13 protein-coding genes are annotated in these 17,119 nt (G+C 59.4%); 8 read left to right on the plus strand and 5 right to left on the minus strand.

The features are described 5' to 3' along the window. The first annotated feature begins 20 nt into the window (after positions 1–20). A complete protein-coding gene (locus LAN37_02120) occupies positions 21–5,072 on the plus strand; it encodes a CHAT domain-containing protein (GenBank protein MBZ5646000.1) in 5,052 nt (1,683 codons plus the stop codon). Between the two features lie 48 nt (positions 5,073–5,120). Here the strand turns inward: LAN37_02120 and LAN37_02125 are convergent, their stop codons facing one another. The 3 genes from LAN37_02125 to LAN37_02135 form a co-directional block, all read right to left on the minus strand. Next, a complete protein-coding gene (locus tag LAN37_02125) occupies positions 5,121–5,909 on the minus strand; it encodes a DUF928 domain-containing protein (protein ID MBZ5646001.1) in 789 nt (262 codons plus the stop codon). A gap of 63 nt (positions 5,910–5,972) precedes the next feature. Continuing rightward, the gene (locus LAN37_02130) at positions 5,973–7,829 is read right to left on the minus strand and encodes an adenylate/guanylate cyclase domain-containing protein (protein ID MBZ5646002.1); all 1,857 of its coding nucleotides are present in this window, start codon (positions 7,827–7,829) and stop codon (positions 5,973–5,975) included. Between the two features lie 511 nt (positions 7,830–8,340). Continuing rightward, positions 8,341–9,384: a PilZ domain-containing protein gene (locus LAN37_02135; protein MBZ5646003.1), complete on the minus strand. Its 1,044-nt coding sequence runs from the start codon at positions 9,382–9,384 to the stop codon at positions 8,341–8,343. A 221-nt stretch (positions 9,385–9,605) separates the two neighbouring features. Between LAN37_02135 and LAN37_02140 the strand changes: the two genes are divergently transcribed. Beyond that, positions 9,606–10,013, plus strand: coding sequence for a hypothetical protein (locus LAN37_02140; GenBank protein MBZ5646004.1), 408 nt, complete (start codon positions 9,606–9,608; stop codon positions 10,011–10,013). 547 nt (positions 10,014–10,560) lie between these two features. Here the strand turns inward: LAN37_02140 and LAN37_02145 are convergent. Beyond that, on the minus strand, positions 10,561–11,763 hold the full coding sequence (locus LAN37_02145; protein MBZ5646005.1) for an ABC transporter substrate-binding protein: 1,203 nt from the start codon (positions 11,761–11,763) through the stop codon (positions 10,561–10,563). Positions 11,764–12,465: 702 nt separating this feature from the next. Here LAN37_02145 and LAN37_02150 point away from each other — a divergent pair. The 4 genes from LAN37_02150 to LAN37_02165 all read left to right on the plus strand — a co-directional run bounded on the left by LAN37_02150 (position 12,466) and on the right by LAN37_02165 (position 14,905). Next, positions 12,466–12,870 carry a ribonuclease HI family protein gene (locus LAN37_02150; GenBank protein MBZ5646006.1) on the plus strand — a complete coding sequence of 135 codons (405 nt, stop codon included), beginning with the start codon at positions 12,466–12,468 and terminating at the stop codon, positions 12,868–12,870. A 99-nt stretch (positions 12,871–12,969) separates the two neighbouring features. Continuing rightward, positions 12,970–13,284, plus strand: a complete 315-nt coding sequence (locus LAN37_02155; GenBank protein MBZ5646007.1) for a PilZ domain-containing protein — start codon at positions 12,970–12,972, stop codon at positions 13,282–13,284. 588 nt (positions 13,285–13,872) lie between these two features. After that, entirely contained in the window at positions 13,873–14,352 is a 480-nt protein-coding gene (locus tag LAN37_02160; GenBank protein ID MBZ5646008.1) for a rhodanese-like domain-containing protein, read from the plus strand. 10 nt (positions 14,353–14,362) lie between these two features. After that, positions 14,363–14,905, plus strand: a complete 543-nt coding sequence (locus tag LAN37_02165) for a GNAT family N-acetyltransferase (protein ID MBZ5646009.1) — start codon at positions 14,363–14,365, stop codon at positions 14,903–14,905. Positions 14,906–14,988: 83 nt separating this feature from the next. On the opposite strand, the gene LAN37_02170 is transcribed toward LAN37_02165, so the two are convergent. Beyond that, positions 14,989–15,408, minus strand: a complete 420-nt coding sequence (locus LAN37_02170; GenBank protein ID MBZ5646010.1) for a cytochrome c family protein — start codon at positions 15,406–15,408, stop codon at positions 14,989–14,991. Positions 15,409–15,731: 323 nt separating this feature from the next. Here LAN37_02170 and LAN37_02175 point away from each other — a divergent pair, with 323 nt between their 5' ends. Together LAN37_02175 and LAN37_02180 are read left to right on the plus strand one after the other, a co-directional pair. Continuing rightward, positions 15,732–16,460, plus strand: a complete 729-nt coding sequence (locus LAN37_02175) for a hypothetical protein (GenBank protein ID MBZ5646011.1) — start codon at positions 15,732–15,734, stop codon at positions 16,458–16,460. A 166-nt stretch (positions 16,461–16,626) separates the two neighbouring features. Beyond that, complete coding sequence (locus tag LAN37_02180; protein MBZ5646012.1) at positions 16,627–17,007, plus strand: hypothetical protein; 381 nt, start codon at positions 16,627–16,629, stop codon at positions 17,005–17,007. Positions 17,008–17,119 lie beyond the last annotated feature (112 nt).

Raw genomic sequence — 17,119 nt, forward strand, 5'->3', positions numbered from 1 at the left:
CCTCGCTGCGAGCATGAGTCATGGATCGAAGTGCTCCGTCCAAGTACACCCGCCTAAGGCCGAAGAGATTCAGAGCAGCAAGACGCCTGTTCTGTTTTGTTCTGTTCCTCGTTGCACTCGCCGCTGGGGAAGATACACGCAAGCCGCGCTACATCCCTCCAGAGCTCAAGGCTAGTGACCCCGAGGTCCGCAGATTGTTGGAACAAGCCCAGGTAGACGCCAACAAAGGCGACTTCCAACAGGCAATTCTGGCTGTAGAGGAAGCGACCCGGGTGGCATCTGCGAAGAAACTTGTTGCCGATATGGCGATCGCCGAAGAGGCGATGGTCAGTACGAGTCTTGTTGCTGGCGATCTTGAGAAGGCACGCGCTGTCGCACAAAAAGCGTTGGAGGATGCACGCTCAAGCAACAATCTTGTCGTCGAAGCCAGCGTCTTGGATTCACTCGCTCAGCAATCCAACATGCAAGGCCGCCTCGCAGAAGCCATTCAACTCGAGCAACAAGCGCTTGATACTGCTGTCCGAAGCAAGAATTTGTACATGAAAGCTAGGATATTGGGGGCGCTCGCTAGTCTTCAGGTGAATACAGGCAAGCTGGCAGAAGCTCAATCCGCAATAGACGAAGCCGTCTCAATCGACAGGCAGAGCGATTTCGATTTTCTACCTCTGCATCTCGTCTATGCAGCCCAGATACACGCGGGCAAGAGCACCAATGCCGAAGTAATTGCGGAGCTAGAGTTCGCTAGGGATGAGGCAATCCGGCGGGAGAACTATATGGTTCTGGTCGTCGCTGTTTACGGCCTCGGTAATGCCTACACGGCAGACAAGCATCTCGACAAGGCTACAGAATTGCTCCAACGCACGATGAGCGGTGATGTCGAGCGCAATGGCACCGTAGTGAACTTGCCCGTGCTCAAGAAGTTTGCCGAGTTGCCTCTTTGTCGCTCCCTTCTCCTGGCTGGACTAGGAGAAGCTTACAAGGCGGCAGGACAGAACCAGCAAGCACTCACGACCTTTTCGACGTTGCTCTCCTTTGCCCGCAATCTGCACATGGACGCTGTGGCAGCTGCAGCTGCCGAGGAGGTTGCACGAGCAGATCAGGTGTTAAACAGGGAAGACGAAGCCATTCGCTACTTTCAAGATGCGGCCGAACTCTGGAGTAAGCTCCATTACGGCCAACGGCTAAACACGGTCCTTTTGCCTCTCGGCGTCCTCCTCAACAAGAACGCAAGACATGAAGAAGCGTTGGCGGCGTGGAGGCAACTCGAAGCATCGTCCGAAAAGGAGAAGTCAGCCGTTTTTTTGTTTACTGCCCATGGCGGAGCGGGTCGTAGCCTTTTTCAGCTTCATCGATACAAAGACGCAGAGCGGGCTTTCGTCGGTGCCGAATCGTTAGTGTCGCTGCTGTACGCTGACAAAACCATAAATGCAAACGCTTTGCAGAAGGATCTCGTATCTCTTTATTTCGCTGAGGCACTCCTGTACCAAGAACTCAAGCAACCTGTGAACGAGCTGCTGGTGATCGAAAAAGCGATGTTGCAAGTCGATCCAGCCGACGATAAGAGCCGCGACGTCCTTTACTCGCGCGCGAAACTGATTATCGATGTAATGCAGATTCGCGGCGAGGCCGAACGACTGCTTAAAGACAACAAACTCGCAAGCGCGTTGCTGCTGTGTGAACTTATTAACACATTCGACAATTTGGAAAGGGCCTGGGGCAAATCGACTGACAAATCTGTTGGCAGCTCGCTCGCTCTGCAACGGCTGGGCGAGATTCCATTCAAGCTAATTGCTGACCAAACCGGGGCTGACGCATTAGAGGCAAGTCTGAACGACACGGGTCCTGCCGCCGGGATTGCATTGCGGATTGGGTTTGACGCTCTGATGCGTTACTACCTTCAGCGCAAGAACATCAACCGGGCCTTGGCGTTTGGACAAGGAATGGCAGGCCTTATCTCGTTTACTCCGGATAGGGCGCCATTTGTAGCGGACGTCTTGGCTGTCTGTACTTACGCAAGCGTTGCCGCAATGGCAAACAAGCCGGATCTTGCCTCAGCTAAGGCGCGTGATTGCCTCGCCCAAGCAAAACGCGTGAAGGACGAACAGTCAGGCGTTCTCAAGTATGCCGAGCAGATGACTGCGACAATTTTGGCATCCGAGAGTCCCGGGGAGGCACAGGAGAGTGCGCAGAAGTTGATCGAGCTCGAACCCGACGTAGCGCTGCACAGGATTTTGCTGGCAACGATCTATGTGAATGAGGGCGAGATCGGTAAGGCAATCGAGCAGTGGGATAATGCATTGGCCTTACTTCAAAAGGCGCACGAAAACGCCTCAGCAGCCGAGCTTCACTACAACATCGGCCGACAGCTACTTGCGAAGTCTTTCCAACAGCATTCGGATTTGGCTCTTTCCCATCTTCAGCAATGCCGTGCTCTCTACAACTCCCTCTCCGATACTAGCCACGAAATCGAATGCGATTTGGCACAAGCTGACTTTTGTGTGCGAAAGCGAGATCAGAAGGAGGCGTACGATTCGATTGAACGTGCGGCTAAGCTGGCAAAGCAACTCCGAAATGACCAAATAACCGCGACTGTTTTGTCGAAGCGGGGAGAAATAGAAACTGCCTTCGATCAGCTTGACAACGCTCTGGTCGCCCACAAACAAGCGCTCGAAATCTACAAACATCTCGTCAACAAGGCTGGCGAGGCTAATGAACAGCGTCAGATCGGAATGGTGTTGCAAAGGAAGGGAGATCTCGAAGGTGCAATTTCGAGTTACGTCCACGCGAAACAAATTGCCGACGAACTACCAGATGTGTGGCAGCGTGCATGGAGCAGAACCGTACTGGCTTGGGCCTACAACGAAAGGGGCGACTACGAGTCTGGCATCAAACTGCTGAAACAAGCAAGAAAACTCTACAGCGACAGTAACGCGAATCCCGTAAGCCTCGCCTGGGCAAGCTATAACTTGGTCGCTCCCCTTTCCGTGGTCGGCGAATGGGAAGAAGCGCTAGGGCAAGCACAGGAGGCATTACGAGAGGCACAGACAAGCAAAGACACCGCGCTTCAGTTTCAAGTCTTATCAACGTTGATGTCAGTTTACGGCGAACGGAACTCGGCGGTTAAGAACTTAAACAAGGCAATGGAGGTCTACACTCAAGCGAGCGCCCTGGCCAAGTCCAACCCAGCCGTCGATATCTCATCGCTGGCCGACAGTGTGGTAGAAGTCCTGGTACAACTTCGGAAATATGACGAGGCCCTCGCTCGAGCACAAGAGGCGCTTGTGTACTACCGGAAATCGAAGAACGAGGTGAGCGAAGCACACGGGTTGATGTCCCTCGCAGAGGTGTACCGACGAGAACACGATTATGCCAGCGCAGCTAGGGCCTTGAGCGAGGCTGATCCATTAGTTCGAGGAAGTCACGATTTGTATACGACCGGACGCTACTGGTACGGTCAAGCCGGATTAGCCCGAGACACAGGGGATTTCACGCGGGCAGTGGAACTGTACAAACGTGTGATCGATCGAATTGATTTGATGAAGGCCGCTGGTGATAAAGAGCGACAAACCAGGCTGGCAGAATCTTACGGATTCATTTACGACGAGCTCATCGACTGTTTGTTCTCGCTTTACTCGACTGCGGCACCGGCTGATCGGAACCGCTTGGCAGCTGAAGCATTAGAATACTCAGAAGCCAACAAGGCCCGCGAGTTTCTTGCCTCTTACGGGGCGACATTTCTTCGAGAATTGCGTTCCCGGATGCCAGCCGATGTGCAGGAGCGCGAGCGAGCGATACTCGCGAAACGGACACAGACGACCGCGTCCTTCGATAAAGACTTCTCGCCCAGCGACCCAGAGCAACAACTGTTTGTGGATGAATTACGCAAAGAATATCCGGCCTATGCGTCTGTTCGATATCCGAGAGCCCTTGAGCTGTCTAAGGTGCCTCTACATTCAGGTGAGACTCTAGTCGAATTCCGGCTCTCCGACTCGGCTGCATTCGTATGGACCGCGACAGCAGCGAAAGGAGCTGTCTCTCTCGTTGACTTTTACAAAGTGCCCGAGCCGAGGAGCTGGTTTGAACAGCGGGTGGCAAAGGTCCGAGACGACTTGAACAACGGACGCCTGGATGAAACCGACACTGCTGCTCTTGAGGATCTGTACGTCGCGTTATTTCCAAAGCCAGTGCTTTTGGACACGAAGTCTCTTGTCATAGTCCCTGACGGCGTTCTTTTCCTCCTTCCAATCGAATTGCTGTCCCCAAGAGCAAGCAGTAGCGCCTATCCCCTAGCATCCATACCAACTCGGTACTACCCCTCGTTATCGAGTTTGGTCCTGGCCCGATCCGCATCATCGCACCAGCATCAATGGTCCCGCATGTTGTTCGCTATCGGAGACCCGGTAACATCGCTCGATGATTTGAACTCGAGCTCCTCTGAAAACGCACGCGGAACATCTCCAATGTCCGACAATAAGCCCTGGACTGCATACCTCACTCGCGGCTTTGTCCTTCCGCGCCTTCCGGCAACTGCGACAGAAGTGAAAAATATAGCTGCTCTTTTCCCGAACACTTCCACCGAGGTCCGCCTCGGCACAGTCGCGACCAAACACAGCTTTTTACAGACGGATGTGAGCACCACCCGGTTTCTTCACTTCGCCACGCATGGAATAGCTCCAAGCTTTTCCAGCGCACTGGAACCCGCTCTCGTATTTTCTTTTGACAAACAACATCCCGACGACTTGCTCCTGAAAACTTCTGAGATTTTGCGTTTAAACCTCAACGCTGAGATGGTCGTACTGTCGGCATGCAACACCGGTTCTGGCCGCGTTACTCGTGTTGAGGGAGTCTCCAACCTCGGACGAGCATTTCTGATGGCAGGCGCCTCGAGCACCACTGTTTCACTTTGGCAAGTAGACGACAAATCAACTGCTCTACTGATGGATCACTTTTATCGGCACATCCTAGAGGGAAAAGACAAGTCCGAAGCATTGGCACTCGCCAAGTCAGAATTGCGAGCCAGCGGGTACGACAACCCATTCTTCTGGGCACCGTTCATTGTCATGGGCGAGTGATTCGTCGAAGGCCGGCACATATCTACTGCTGCCAGAACGGATAGCATCTTACGGTTTTGCCCTCAGCTCCTCGGCGCGGGCGAAGTCCTGGTCGGCAGGCGCCTGCGTCACCTCGAACTGCGCGTAGATCATCCCCCGCTGCTCGTAGAGCTTAGGGCGATCGGGAAATTTTGCGATGAGATCGGTGTAGGCGCCGATGGCGTCATACCAGAGCCGCTGATCGGTGAGAATTTGCGCCCGCTCGTAGGCCGCGGCATACCCGTCACGATTCTTGACCTTCGCGAACCGCTCATCAATCTCCTGCCGCTGCTCTGCGGGCACGACGACGAATCCGACCGGCGCGGACGGCTCCGCCAGCATCATCACGGCCGGTTCCACTGTCCAGAAGTATGTCCTACCGGGAGCAAGCTGCGGCGCGGTCGCGGGATAGCGGAACTCCGTCCCCACCACCTCCGTACGCAGGAGTTCCGAGTCCGAGTCGTCCCTGAGCACGAAGTTGAATTTCTTCGTCTTCCCGGGATAACTCCACTGGAACACCGGCGACGAACCATAGAACTTCGCCAACCGCGGAGCCAGCGCCGTGGCGCGGGGCCCGCCTCGCGTGGCGCCGGCAATCATGGTCTGCTTCTTGGCTTTGCCGGGATCGAGCAGGTCGAAGCCGGAGAGGTCGGTCACAACGCGGGGACGCGCCGCCTTCTTGGCTTCAGGCGGCTTGGCCGTCTCCACCGCCGGCTTCGCGGGAGGCTTGCTGGTTTGAGGTTGCGTCTGGGCCCAGGATGAAAACTGCAGCAAGAAGATCAGTGCGACGATGAGCCAGGACGAAGTGTGCACCTTCATGGCGGAACCTCCTGCCACACGATGGGTCGGCGACGATGACGAGCGCCCAAGTGAAAAAGGACATCAGGCGCGGGCGCCAGTCTGCGCGCTTGCCACGCCGTACACTCTCATGTTCTGCATTGTATCTTCGAAGCCACGCACGGTGGTCTCCCCCAACAGCCGCGTAGGGAAGCAGTCCTGCACCAGCTCGTGCGTCTGCGGGCTAAGCACGATCTCGCTCTTAAATTCCTTGGTCAGGGACTCCAGGCGCGAGGCCAGGTTCACGGTCTCGCCGATCACCGAGTACTCCAGGCGGTCGCTGGAGCCGACGTTGCCGGCCGTCAACATCCCGGTGTGAATCCCCACGCCGATCTTGAGCGGTGGCCGGCGAGCGTCTGCCGCATGGAGCTGATTCATCCGTTCGACCTCCTGCACCATGCGCAAGGCCGTGCGGACGGAGCGACAAGCGTCCTCTTTCTCTCCGTGGCTCACGGGCACGCCAAAGACCGCCATAAGACCGTCGCCGATGAATTTGTTGAGAAAGCCGCCCTCGTCCCGAACGATCGCAGCCATCGCGGTGAAGTAGTCGTTCAACCACTCCAGCACTTCTGCGGAAGGTTTGCCGGCTGTGATCTTGGTGAAGCTGCGGATATCGGAGAACAGCACGGTCGCGACCCGCTCCTGCCCGGCAAGGACGATTTCGCCCCGTCGCCGCCAGATCTCGTCCGCCACCTCGGGAGAGACGTAGCGTGAAAAGATTCCCATGAGCTGCGCCCGCTCTGCTTCGGCCTTCGACTTCAGCAGCCGTTCGGTGACAAATCGGTGACCCAGGCCCGCGGGGAGCACGAGCAGCACGACGGCCTCGCCAGCGACAAAGCGAAGCCACGCATGCTCCCATGTCAGCAAAGCCTGGGCGAATCCGTACAGCGCCAGGTTGGCGGCAATCACCGCGAGCACGCCAAATCCCGGCCCCGATATGAGCACCAAGGTAGCCACAAGCCAGCCTAATAAGAAAATCATTCCCCACAACACCGGTCTGCTCATCACTCGGATCGCGCTGCCGTCGAGCAGCGTTCCCAGCGCCGCAGCATGGATCTCCGTGCCGGAAAACATCTTGCGGGTGCCGTCCGCCTGCGCGAAGCGGAAGACCGGTGTAAAGTGCCGATCCTTGCCGGCGGCACTGCTTTGGCCGATCAGAACGATCTTTCCCTTGAATGTCCCGGCATCACCTTTGCCTTGGAGGAACTCGAGGGCTGATACGCGGATGGCAGGCCGACTGCTCCAAGCGCCGATGCGGACCGTGTTCAATCCGCTCTCGTCCAGCGGGAGTGAGGTGGTACCTAGCCGGTAGGTGCCCGCGTCGCTGCGTTGCAGCGGCTGTCGCCGGAACAGGCTGGCCAGGGCCAGCGGAAAGGGCAGCGCCGCAACATTCCTCGGCGGCAACAGGAACGTCCGGCGGATGAAGCCGTCGTCGTCCACCGGCATGTTGACGAAGCCCCTGGCCATCGCGGCGCCGGACTTGCAGTACGGGATCGCCGCAGGATCAGGTTCGCAGTATTCGGGCAGCGGGTTCTCATCCGGAATCTGTTCTGAGCCGAACTGGCTGGCAACGATTACGTTCCCGGCTTCAGTAATGGCTTGGGCCAGATCGAGGTCGCCCTCTGGCGTGCGTTTATCGACGAGCAGGAGATCCAACCCGATGATTGCCGGACCACCAGCCGAGATACGTCGCACGACCTGCGCGACCGCCTTCCGCGGCACGGGAAAACTGCGCAATGCGCCGACGGCCGCATCGTCGAAATCAACGATCACGACCTCGGAGTGCGGCGGGGAATCCAGGGCGGGATGGACGAGAAGGTCGTAGCCCCAGCTCTCCAAGTCGCTCATCAGAGGCGAGCCAGCCACCGAAAACACCGATACACAAGCCAGTGCGCTGATCACGGCCCCGATCACGATGTGCTTGAACAGCTCGGCCCCTTTTTGCATAGCCGGTGAAGCTTACTTCTGTACCGGCAACAGCAGCAACCCGAGAGACTCCCCGATGGGCTGCTGCGGCCGGATAGAGAGCGTGCCCAAAATCACTTGATAGTGGGCAGCGAAGATTGGCGGGGTTTCGGCCTTACGGGTCAAGTTATAGCAAGACCGGTCCGGGCATCTTCTTGTGCATCGCTGCCGGCTTGATTTGCGAAAAGTGACGCAGTCCCAGTGGCCGGGTGTGTCCCAGCTACGATACGTTCGGGGGTGCTGGGCGCGATTCCTAGTGAGAAGGAGATTCCTCAACAGCAAGGGAATTCCGCCCGTTGACGTTGGTCCGCCAGCCCTATTGTTCCAGCAGCGATTCTTGCCGCGGCCCGCGCAGCCGCCGAAGGCATCGCCGCTCTCCGGCGCGGTGAGATCACCGTGCGCGCGCTCCAGCAGCTCCCCGCCGAAGGTGGCGCCGCCACTCACTGATTCAGCGTTGGGTAGTAGCGGCGGGGTCTGTCTTTTTCTGTTCGATGAGGCGCAGGAAGTCCTGCCGGGAGAGAGTCTCGTGCGTGCTGAACCACTTGATGATTGCTTCGAGCGCCGCTGCGGCCGCCGGACTGGGCGGGCGTGTGCCCGCCGGTGGCGCAACCACATTTGGTTTCCGCGCCGGTGCGCCACCCGCTAGCACGGCGACGATCTGCTCTAGGGTCTCTATCTGCTCCGGCGCAGTCTCGACGAAGGCAATCCCCATTCCGAAGCCGGGGTGGTGCGAGCGCACCAGCCCTCGCGTGCGCGCTTGTTCGCCGCACACGTTGACTACCATCTCAACAGGAGTGTCGATGGGGAGTGGCGACGTCACTTCCACGTAGCAGCCGCCCAGACAGATGTCCGACACCTTTCCCCATCCAGCAAGGTCGGTGCCCTGCTTGCGGAATTCGGCGGAGCCGGCACACTTGTAGCGCGGATGCCGGCGCCGCTCCTGTTCCTGCCGCCGTTCCACCACGCGGCGATCGATGATCCCCGTCGTGGTACCCGGCGGAGCGCCGTGCGGAAGGGTGGGATCGAAGCTGTCGAGGCTGGGCGAAGACAGTTCGATGCCGAACATGGCCTTCTGCGGCGCCAAGGTCTGGAGCCCGGCGCATCCGGCCATGCGCGTGCCCGACTCGCCGATCCACACCACGCGGAATTGCACCCGGTGTCCGTTGTGTTCCAGTGAAATGATCTCGTTTACCCGGGTGATGCACCCGACGCCTTCAACGCGAGCACCGTTCTGGCTCACTTCGGTGACGCATGCCATCTCCGACAACGGCTCTCCCCGGGCGTTGCTGCTGAATACCTTGACCGGCAGCACGATCCGTTCGCGTTGCTCTCGGCGTACCATATTGCCTCGCGCCGCCGGACTGCGGTTCCGGGCGTCCGGCGTGCTGGTCCGTTCAACGTAGTATGCGCCGCCCTCGATCATCCACCAGATGACGGCGGTACCCGCGGCATACCTTTGGTAACTCGTATCTGCCAAGGTTCCGAGTGGCATGCCGATGGCGGCTCCGAACCGTCGGCCGCACTGTAGCCGTCGTCACGTAAAGGTGTGACTCAGGGCACTGAGCGCGTCTGGGTCAAATGGTCAGAATGTCGCCCTCCGAGTAGTTCCCGGCACCTGGCCAGGGGTGAACAGTGCGCCGCCGCAGGTCGAAGAATCGGTCGATCGTCAGCCACATCCTATTTGTCGTGGCGCCGCCCCTTGCCGTATGTCTGATGGCTGCCGCACACGCCTCTCTGGGAGACTATCTCAACCTGCTTTGGCTCCTGGGGACCGCCGGCGTATTCGCCCATTGGATCCTGTACAGCCGGCCCGGCCCTTGCTCGCGGTGGACGGAGCTGCTCGGCCTGACCCTCGCCCTGGCGCTGCTGTTCCCCGTCATCTCGGCCGACGACGACCGGCTGCAGTTCGAGCTTCCCAACGACGTGCAGTCCCTTTTTTCGACCCCAGAAAAACAGAAGCATTTCCCGGCTTCGGCAAAACTGCACTCGCCGGAGATGATCACCGTCCGGTTCATTCCGTCTCTGCTGCACTTCCTCGACCTCGTACCAAGATCGGGCAACGTGGCGACAGTTGTTCTCCCCTCTCACACGACCGGCAATCACTCTCCTCCCCTCTGCTGAGCGAGGCCCCGCAGAGTCGCAGCACGCGGCTCATCGAGACACGATGATGCCAGCTGCGTTGAGATCCGGGGCCATGCGCCGGCGCACCAGTGATCAAACAACTGTTTAACCAGCGCCACGGGAGATGGGACAGGGCGCGGAAATCGTTCCACAGGAGAAGACATGGCTGCAGGTAGTGCGTTCCTCACCCAGGTGTCGACCCACGCCTGGAAGTGTTCCGAGTGTCCTTTGATTTTCACGGTAGCGGATGCTCTGGCTGTCAATGGCATGTTGGACCGCTTCATGCACCACGTGAAACATGCGCATCAGGATGCCGAACGAAACGGCGAGGCCGGGAGTGCATCGCGAAGATGGAAGCCACGCCGGCGCGCGCGTCAGCCGGGGCCGTGCTGACTTGCGTCGAACGGCGGAATGAGACCAAGCGAACTTGAAGAACGGGGACTGTTGCGCGGCAGCGCAGTAACGAATGGGGCCAGAACCTCCAGGCGCCAGACAGGAAGCGCGCTCCCTGCTGGGCGTCTGAACGGTGGCCCCTGTCCCGATGCGGCTACTTCCTCACCGTCTTCCAATCGGTGAACACGACGGGTTTCCCGCCTTTAACCACGGTTGAGTAAACCGTGTCGAAGCCCTTGTGGTCTTCCGGCCCGTAGTCCAGCACCAGCTTGCCCAGGCCAACGTCCATCTTGTGGATGGATTCGATGGACGAAATGAGCTTGGCCCGGGTCGGTTCCTTTCCAGCCCGTTTCAGGCCTTCGACCAGCACCATGGCGTCAACGAATCCTTCCAGGCTGGCGAAGCTAGGCTCCGACCCTCCATAGAACTTGTTGATCGCTTCGCGGTACATGGCGATGGTGGGGAAGTCGGTGCGGTCGTACGGGGGCACCACTTGGGTGATGATTGTCCCCTCGGCGTCCTTCCCCGCGTCTTTGATGAACGCCTCAGTGCCGACGAACGACACCGTCAGGAAGATGGGATGCCATCCTTGCGCGTGGCTGCGCTTCACGATCTCCGCTACCGGGGCGTAGGGGCCGACCAGCACCACGGCTTCGGGATTAGTCGCTCGCGCCGTGCGGATGCCTCCGTCCACGTCCAGCGAGGCCCTCTGGAACGTGCCCAGTCCTGTCGGCGCCAGGTGATGTTTTTCCAGCGCGATCCTCACGCCGTCCAGGACTGCTTTTCCGAAGGCGTCATCCTGATAGATCACGCCGACCTTCTTGATGTTGAGATCGTTCACCAGGCCATTCACCATGTCTCGGGTCTCGTCGTAATACGAGGCGCGGACGTTGATGACCCAGTGCTTCAACGGCGAATACAGGAGCTGCGCGCCGGTGAACAACCCGACCACAGGCAGCTTGTGCTCTTCCGCCATCGGCACGTACTTGGCAGCCGTAGGCGTGCCCACGAAAAATCCTGCAGCAAAAACCCCTTCTTTCAGCAGGCGGTTGAAGCAGGCGGTGGTCTTCTCCGGATCGTAGCTGTCGTCGAAGGCCAGCAACTCCACCTTGCGGCCGTATACACCGCCTTTCTCATCGACAAGATGAAGATAGGCAGTCGCGCCCTTGACGGTTTCAAGGCCCAGGAGCCTCGCCGGCCCTTCCAATGCCGAACAGGAACCGATGAGCACCTTTTTGTCTGTCACGCCGGGCTCTTCCGCCGATGCGAGCGCGGCACAGCACAGCAGTACGGCGCCCACAAGGGCTACCAGCCGCATGCTGCGAACGATGGAATCGCGATCGAAACCTCTGTTCACGGAAATCCTCCTTCCACCGTGTTGGTCGGATCTCTTCTCCGGGTACTCTTCGGGTTGCGCCAATTGTAGCCGCGGATCGTCCCTGGGCTCCACTCAAGGAACGAGGTAAACGATACACTTGGATCACGTCCCAGAAAAGCTACGGGCGGCCCCTATGTTCTGTCGCATCCTGATTGTGCCGGGGCGCTTGCGGGTGGGGAAAATTAAAAGGGCCGTGACATTGGTTATGGTCTAGCCGCCAGCTCCTGCGAGGGAGCCAACAGCGTGGACACATGCACCATCACAGCCCCTGATGTAACCACTGCTTTCGCAGTTCCGAACCCCGACTGCCCCTCGCAGGGCCTGTCGGATTTTTCGGGTCCGGGGATCCCGCGGGTCGCCCCGCTGGACCGGTCACTCGGCCTACTTCGGACTGGCGACTAGTGTGGAAGCCAACCCTTTCGACCGTCGACGCACGAAATCCTAACCGCAAATTCCTGTTTGTCAATGCCCGAGATTGGTGCAAATCAACAAAGATTCTCGTCCGGTCCAGGGTGGCGAATCCCCAGTGAAAATGCGTACTTCATACATGCTTGCATCAATTCATCCTTGTTTTTCACACCTTTTTCCACAGAATAGCGGGGAAACCAGCGTTTTCCCGTATCAAACAAGCATCTTGACCAACGCGCGAGCTTGGCGCATTGTGTCCCAAGCAGGAGCGAAATGTCCGATCTCGTAGCTTATGTGGACGGCGGCTCTCACGGGAATCCGGGGCCGTCGGGCATTGGCGTCGTCATCGAGGATTCCGGCGGAGAGACCATCCGCATCGCCAAGTGGATCGGGCACCAGGACAACAACGTGGCCGAGTATGTTGCCCTGATGGAGGCGCTGCAGAATGCCCTCACCCTGAAGGCAAGGGCGCTTCACGTCTTTTCCGATTCCCAGGTCGTGGTCCGGCAGATGACCGGCGAATACGCCTGCCGCAGCCCGCGCCTTTACTCCTTGCACTGGACCTGCCGCAAGCTGGCCCGCTCCCTCCGCTTCTCCATCGCTCACATCCCGCGGGAGCACAACGAGGAGGCCAACCATCTGGCCAACCATGCGGTCCGCGAGCGGATTCAATTCTGAATCGATTCTCTCCCAGTGGCCTTGTCCGGCAGGCATGTAGGCCACGCGGTCCCTATGAAGGATCAAGGTAAAGACAGGCGGCGCTTCTCGCGATTACCCGTGGACGTTCGCGTCCGGGTTTTGGCCGACACCAAAGGACGGCCTATCCACAGCTTCGGCCGCGGCCACGATCTGAGCGAAGGCGGCATGGCGCTCTACGTTCCCCTGGACCTGAAGACCGGGCAGCAGATCAAGCTGGAATTCGAACTGCCGCACGCGCGCATGAAATTCGGCATCCGCTGCGTGGTCCGCAACACCGACGGCTACCGCTACGGCATCGAGTTCGTCGCCCTCAGCCCGGCAGAAAAAGAAGCCTTGCACCGCGCCGTGACTGTGCTGGCGCTCACCGCTGAGAGAGCGCGCGCCTCGGATTAGCTTTTCCCATCGCTGTCCCTCCTCCTCACACCTCTCACATTACCTTCGTAAATTGACGCCGGGCGCGATCTATCGCACCATGCAAGCGGAACCAGCGGAGGTGCTCGATGGCCACTCCTGGCAGCGCACAGATACTTCCTCTGCGGATCTTCACCGTTCCATCTTCCGGCGAACAGTATTGGAATACCGACGATGCTGTCCCGGCGGGCCGCCCCCGGACCGAGACTGAAGACCGGCCGCGCAAGAGAGCGCGAGTGCGGCCGCGGCTCAACGGGCGGAGGAGAATATGACATGCTCCCGTCTGATCCGGAACCGCGCAAGCTGGTCTGCTCTGCATTCCTGAACCAGCTCCCAGTCGGCTGGAAGTGCAGCCACTGTCTCTGGAGATATTCTCTTCCCCTGACACAGAGCCGGCCCCGTTTTCAGTCGGCTCCACCCCGCGCCGTGATCACAGCTTTCAGCCTTCACATCTGCCAGGAGCATTCCCCGGCGCCAGACTCCGGACTCTGCGCCGCCTGATCCCTTTTCCTTCGTGTCCTCCTTCTTGTACCTTGGTGTCCTTTATAGTGAGGCTTCAGAAAGGATGGCATGAGGAATCCATTTATCTGTTTTGCGGCGATGGCCCTGGCGCTGATCTGCGCGTGGGAACTGCACGCGCAGCAGGCCAGAACATCTTCGGACGCGCACGCAATCGACAGCGCGCGCCTCATTAACCCGGAGGACCTGGTCAAATTGCTTCAGTCATCCAAGGGCGAAAAGCCCCTGGTCCTCATGGTGGGATTCCACGTTCTGTACGCGCAGGCACATATTCCTAGCGCCGAGTACGCCGGTGCGGGCTCCGAGGAGCGCGGGATCCAACAGTTGCGCAAGCGCGCGGAGGCCCTTTCACGCAAAAAGCTCATCGTGATCTACTGCGGCTGCTGTCCCTGGGCGCACTGTCCGAACGTGGGGCCAGCTTACAAGGAACTCCAGAGCATGGGGTTCACCAACGTCAAGGTGCTCTACATCGCCGATAACTTCGGCGCAGACTGGATCTCGAAAGGCTATCCGGTCGAAAAAGGACAATAGAGCCACCGCTGTGATCGCCACTCCCGAGCTGCGCACAGAGCGCCTTCTGCTGCGTGCATTCCGCCGGCAGGACATCCCAGACATCGTGCGTCTGGCCGGCGCGCGCGAAGTGGCTGCGACGACCCTGCGCATTCCGCATCCGTACACCGAGGCAGACGCGCACAGGTTCCTCGACACTCTGCAGACTGGTCCGGCCAACGAACTTGGTGCGGTCTTCGCCATCACGCTGCTTGATACCGGCGAGCTCTGTGGCGCCGTCGGCTTGCATCCCGACCCGGTACATCCGCGAGCCGAGCTGGGATACTGGATTGGCGTGCCCTACTGGGGACGCGGCTATGCCACCGAGGCCGCCCGTGCCGTCCTCGCCTACGGCTTCGACGTGTTGAAGCTGCACCGCATCTGGGCCAACCACTTCAAGGACAACGCCCCCTCCGGACTCGTCTTGCGGAAGCTCGGTATGCGCTACGAAGGCTGTTCCCGCGAGCACATAGAAAAATGGGGCCGCTTCATCGACCTGGAGAATTACGCCATCCTCGCCTCGGAGTGGCGCTAGGACTTGGAGCGGAACCAAGCGGATCTTTCTTGTGGAAAAAATCAGGGGCGCTGGCGCGCCCCTGCGGGATCACTTCCCATTTGCTAGACGTTATCTTTCTTGTGGCACTCCATGCACTTGCCTGCCGCCGGCGCCTTCTTGCCCGCCGCGTTTTCTTTCACGTGGCAGTCAATGCAGGTGCCCTTCTTGGCGGTCGCATCGTGGAAGGCCGCCTGGAGTTTGGTCTTCATGGGTGCGGTTGCCGTCGAGGTGTGGCAGTCGCCGCAGGCTTCCTGCGCCGCCTTCGACGCTTTTTCGGGTTTGGACGCATGGTGACAGGTGTCGCACTTGATGTTGCGATCCGTCGCGTGCGCCTTGTGCTGGAACTTTACTCCGCCCATGGGCGCCTTCAGGACGTAGGTGTCCTTGGGGGCCTTTTTCTCCTCCGCGACCAGTGTGGAGCAAGCCACGAAGACGAACGTCAGGCCGAGCAGAACAGCGAACAGTCGTTGATGATTTCTCACGTCTCCTCCAGATGACAGGTACAGCAGCATTGATCAGGACTTCCCAGTGTTCCACGCCGCGCTCTTGATCGGCGGGGAGTTGCCGGGGGACTTTACGGCGGCGCCCATGGCGGAAGTCCTGCAGCGCACATTCTAGGCCAGGAGATGGGTAGGCTCCCGTGAGTGCCGTCACGCAACGTTGTGACGTTCGTCGCAGCCATCCTCCGCCCTGGTGGGCGGACGGATTGCCTTGACGCGTTCGGCCCGCCGTCCTAAAGTTCAGGCAGCCCTAGGATTTCCGCCGCCGTCGGAACGGCTACGACGGTGGCGATCAGGAGCGACACATGAAAGCCGCGCTTGCCTCGATATTGTTCTGCGCCTTGCTGGCTCCGGGCGCGATCGCACAGCAGCAGCAACAGCAACAGGCGAATCCCCAGAAAAAGCCCGCGAAGGTGTACACCAACGACGACCTGGAAGGCCTCAGCGGCGGCATCAGCACGGTCGGCGAAGCGTCGAAGCCGGAGAAGCCGGACACAGGCACCGCTGAGGGCGAAACCAAGTCCCCGGCCCCGACCGCCCCCAAGAGCAAGAAGCCGCCCCAGAAAGACCAATGCGCGGATTGGGGCTGGGGTGAGGTCGTCGCAGCCACTCTCGGCTCCCAAGGCGTGCCCTTCGACGCTGCATACTGGGTGGACAAGACTTGGGGAACGGGGCGGTGTTTGAGTTCGCTTCCTTCCGCATCCGGGCTTGCCAGCTCGATCGATGGCGATTACGCACTGGACGACGGGTCGAAGATCCGGGTCCAGTCCATCGTGGGCGCGCCGAGCGGCGCGGGTGTGGTTGAAAGCATCCAGAAAAACCGCCCCTTCATTGTGCTATGGCGCGGGATCCCGTACTTAGCCAGCGGCGTGCGCGGGGTCAAGATGGACAACGGCGACGGCAGTTACACCTACTACATACGAGAGATGACGCTCAATAACCCCTACCTCGGGAAAAGCGTGACCTTCAATTCGGAAAAGGACAAGGAAAGCGAGTTGGAGGCGGTTATCTTCAAGGTTACCAACCGCCAGTAATCGGCGCCTGGGCATGGCTTTTCCCTGTTTCTCCTTGACGGCGGCGCGCCCGGGGCGTAACTTGCTGCCCGCTCCCGGACAATCAGGTTCTGTCGCTGTCCCCGCCCGCGGGCTGAACTGTCTGGGCATTTCTGGGGAGCTAGCTCTCAAGGAGGATTGCACACGTATGAGGAAGTTCTTAACTATGTTGTTCACACTGGCTTTGGCCATCACTCTCTCCGCTCCGGCGTTCGCCGACGAGCCCAAGAAGGATGAGAAGAAGGACGCAAAGACTGCGGCCAAGACTGACGCCAAGGCTGACACGACAGGCGCCAAGACTGGAACGAAGACAGGCGCCAAGACAGGCACCAAGACTGGCACCAAGACAGGCGCCAAGACTGGCGCCAAGACTGGCACCAAGACTGTCGCCAAGGCTGACACGACGGGCGCCAAGACTGGAACGAAGACCGGCGCCAAGACCGGTACCAAGACCGGCACCAAGACCGGCACCAAGACAGACGCAAAGGCGGACGCAAAGACCGAGAAGAAGGACGACACCAAGAAATAGTCTGCATCTTTGCCTGTTTGATCCCCCGGTGGCTCGGGGGATTTTTGTTTGCGCCCGCGGCGGAAGGGCGGAACCTGTCGCGGCGAGAAAGCATCTCACGAGTAGGTATGGC

It is taken from the genome of Terriglobia bacterium (assembly GCA_020073495.1).
Classification (GTDB): Bacteria; Acidobacteriota; Terriglobia; order Terriglobales; family Acidobacteriaceae; genus JAIQFD01.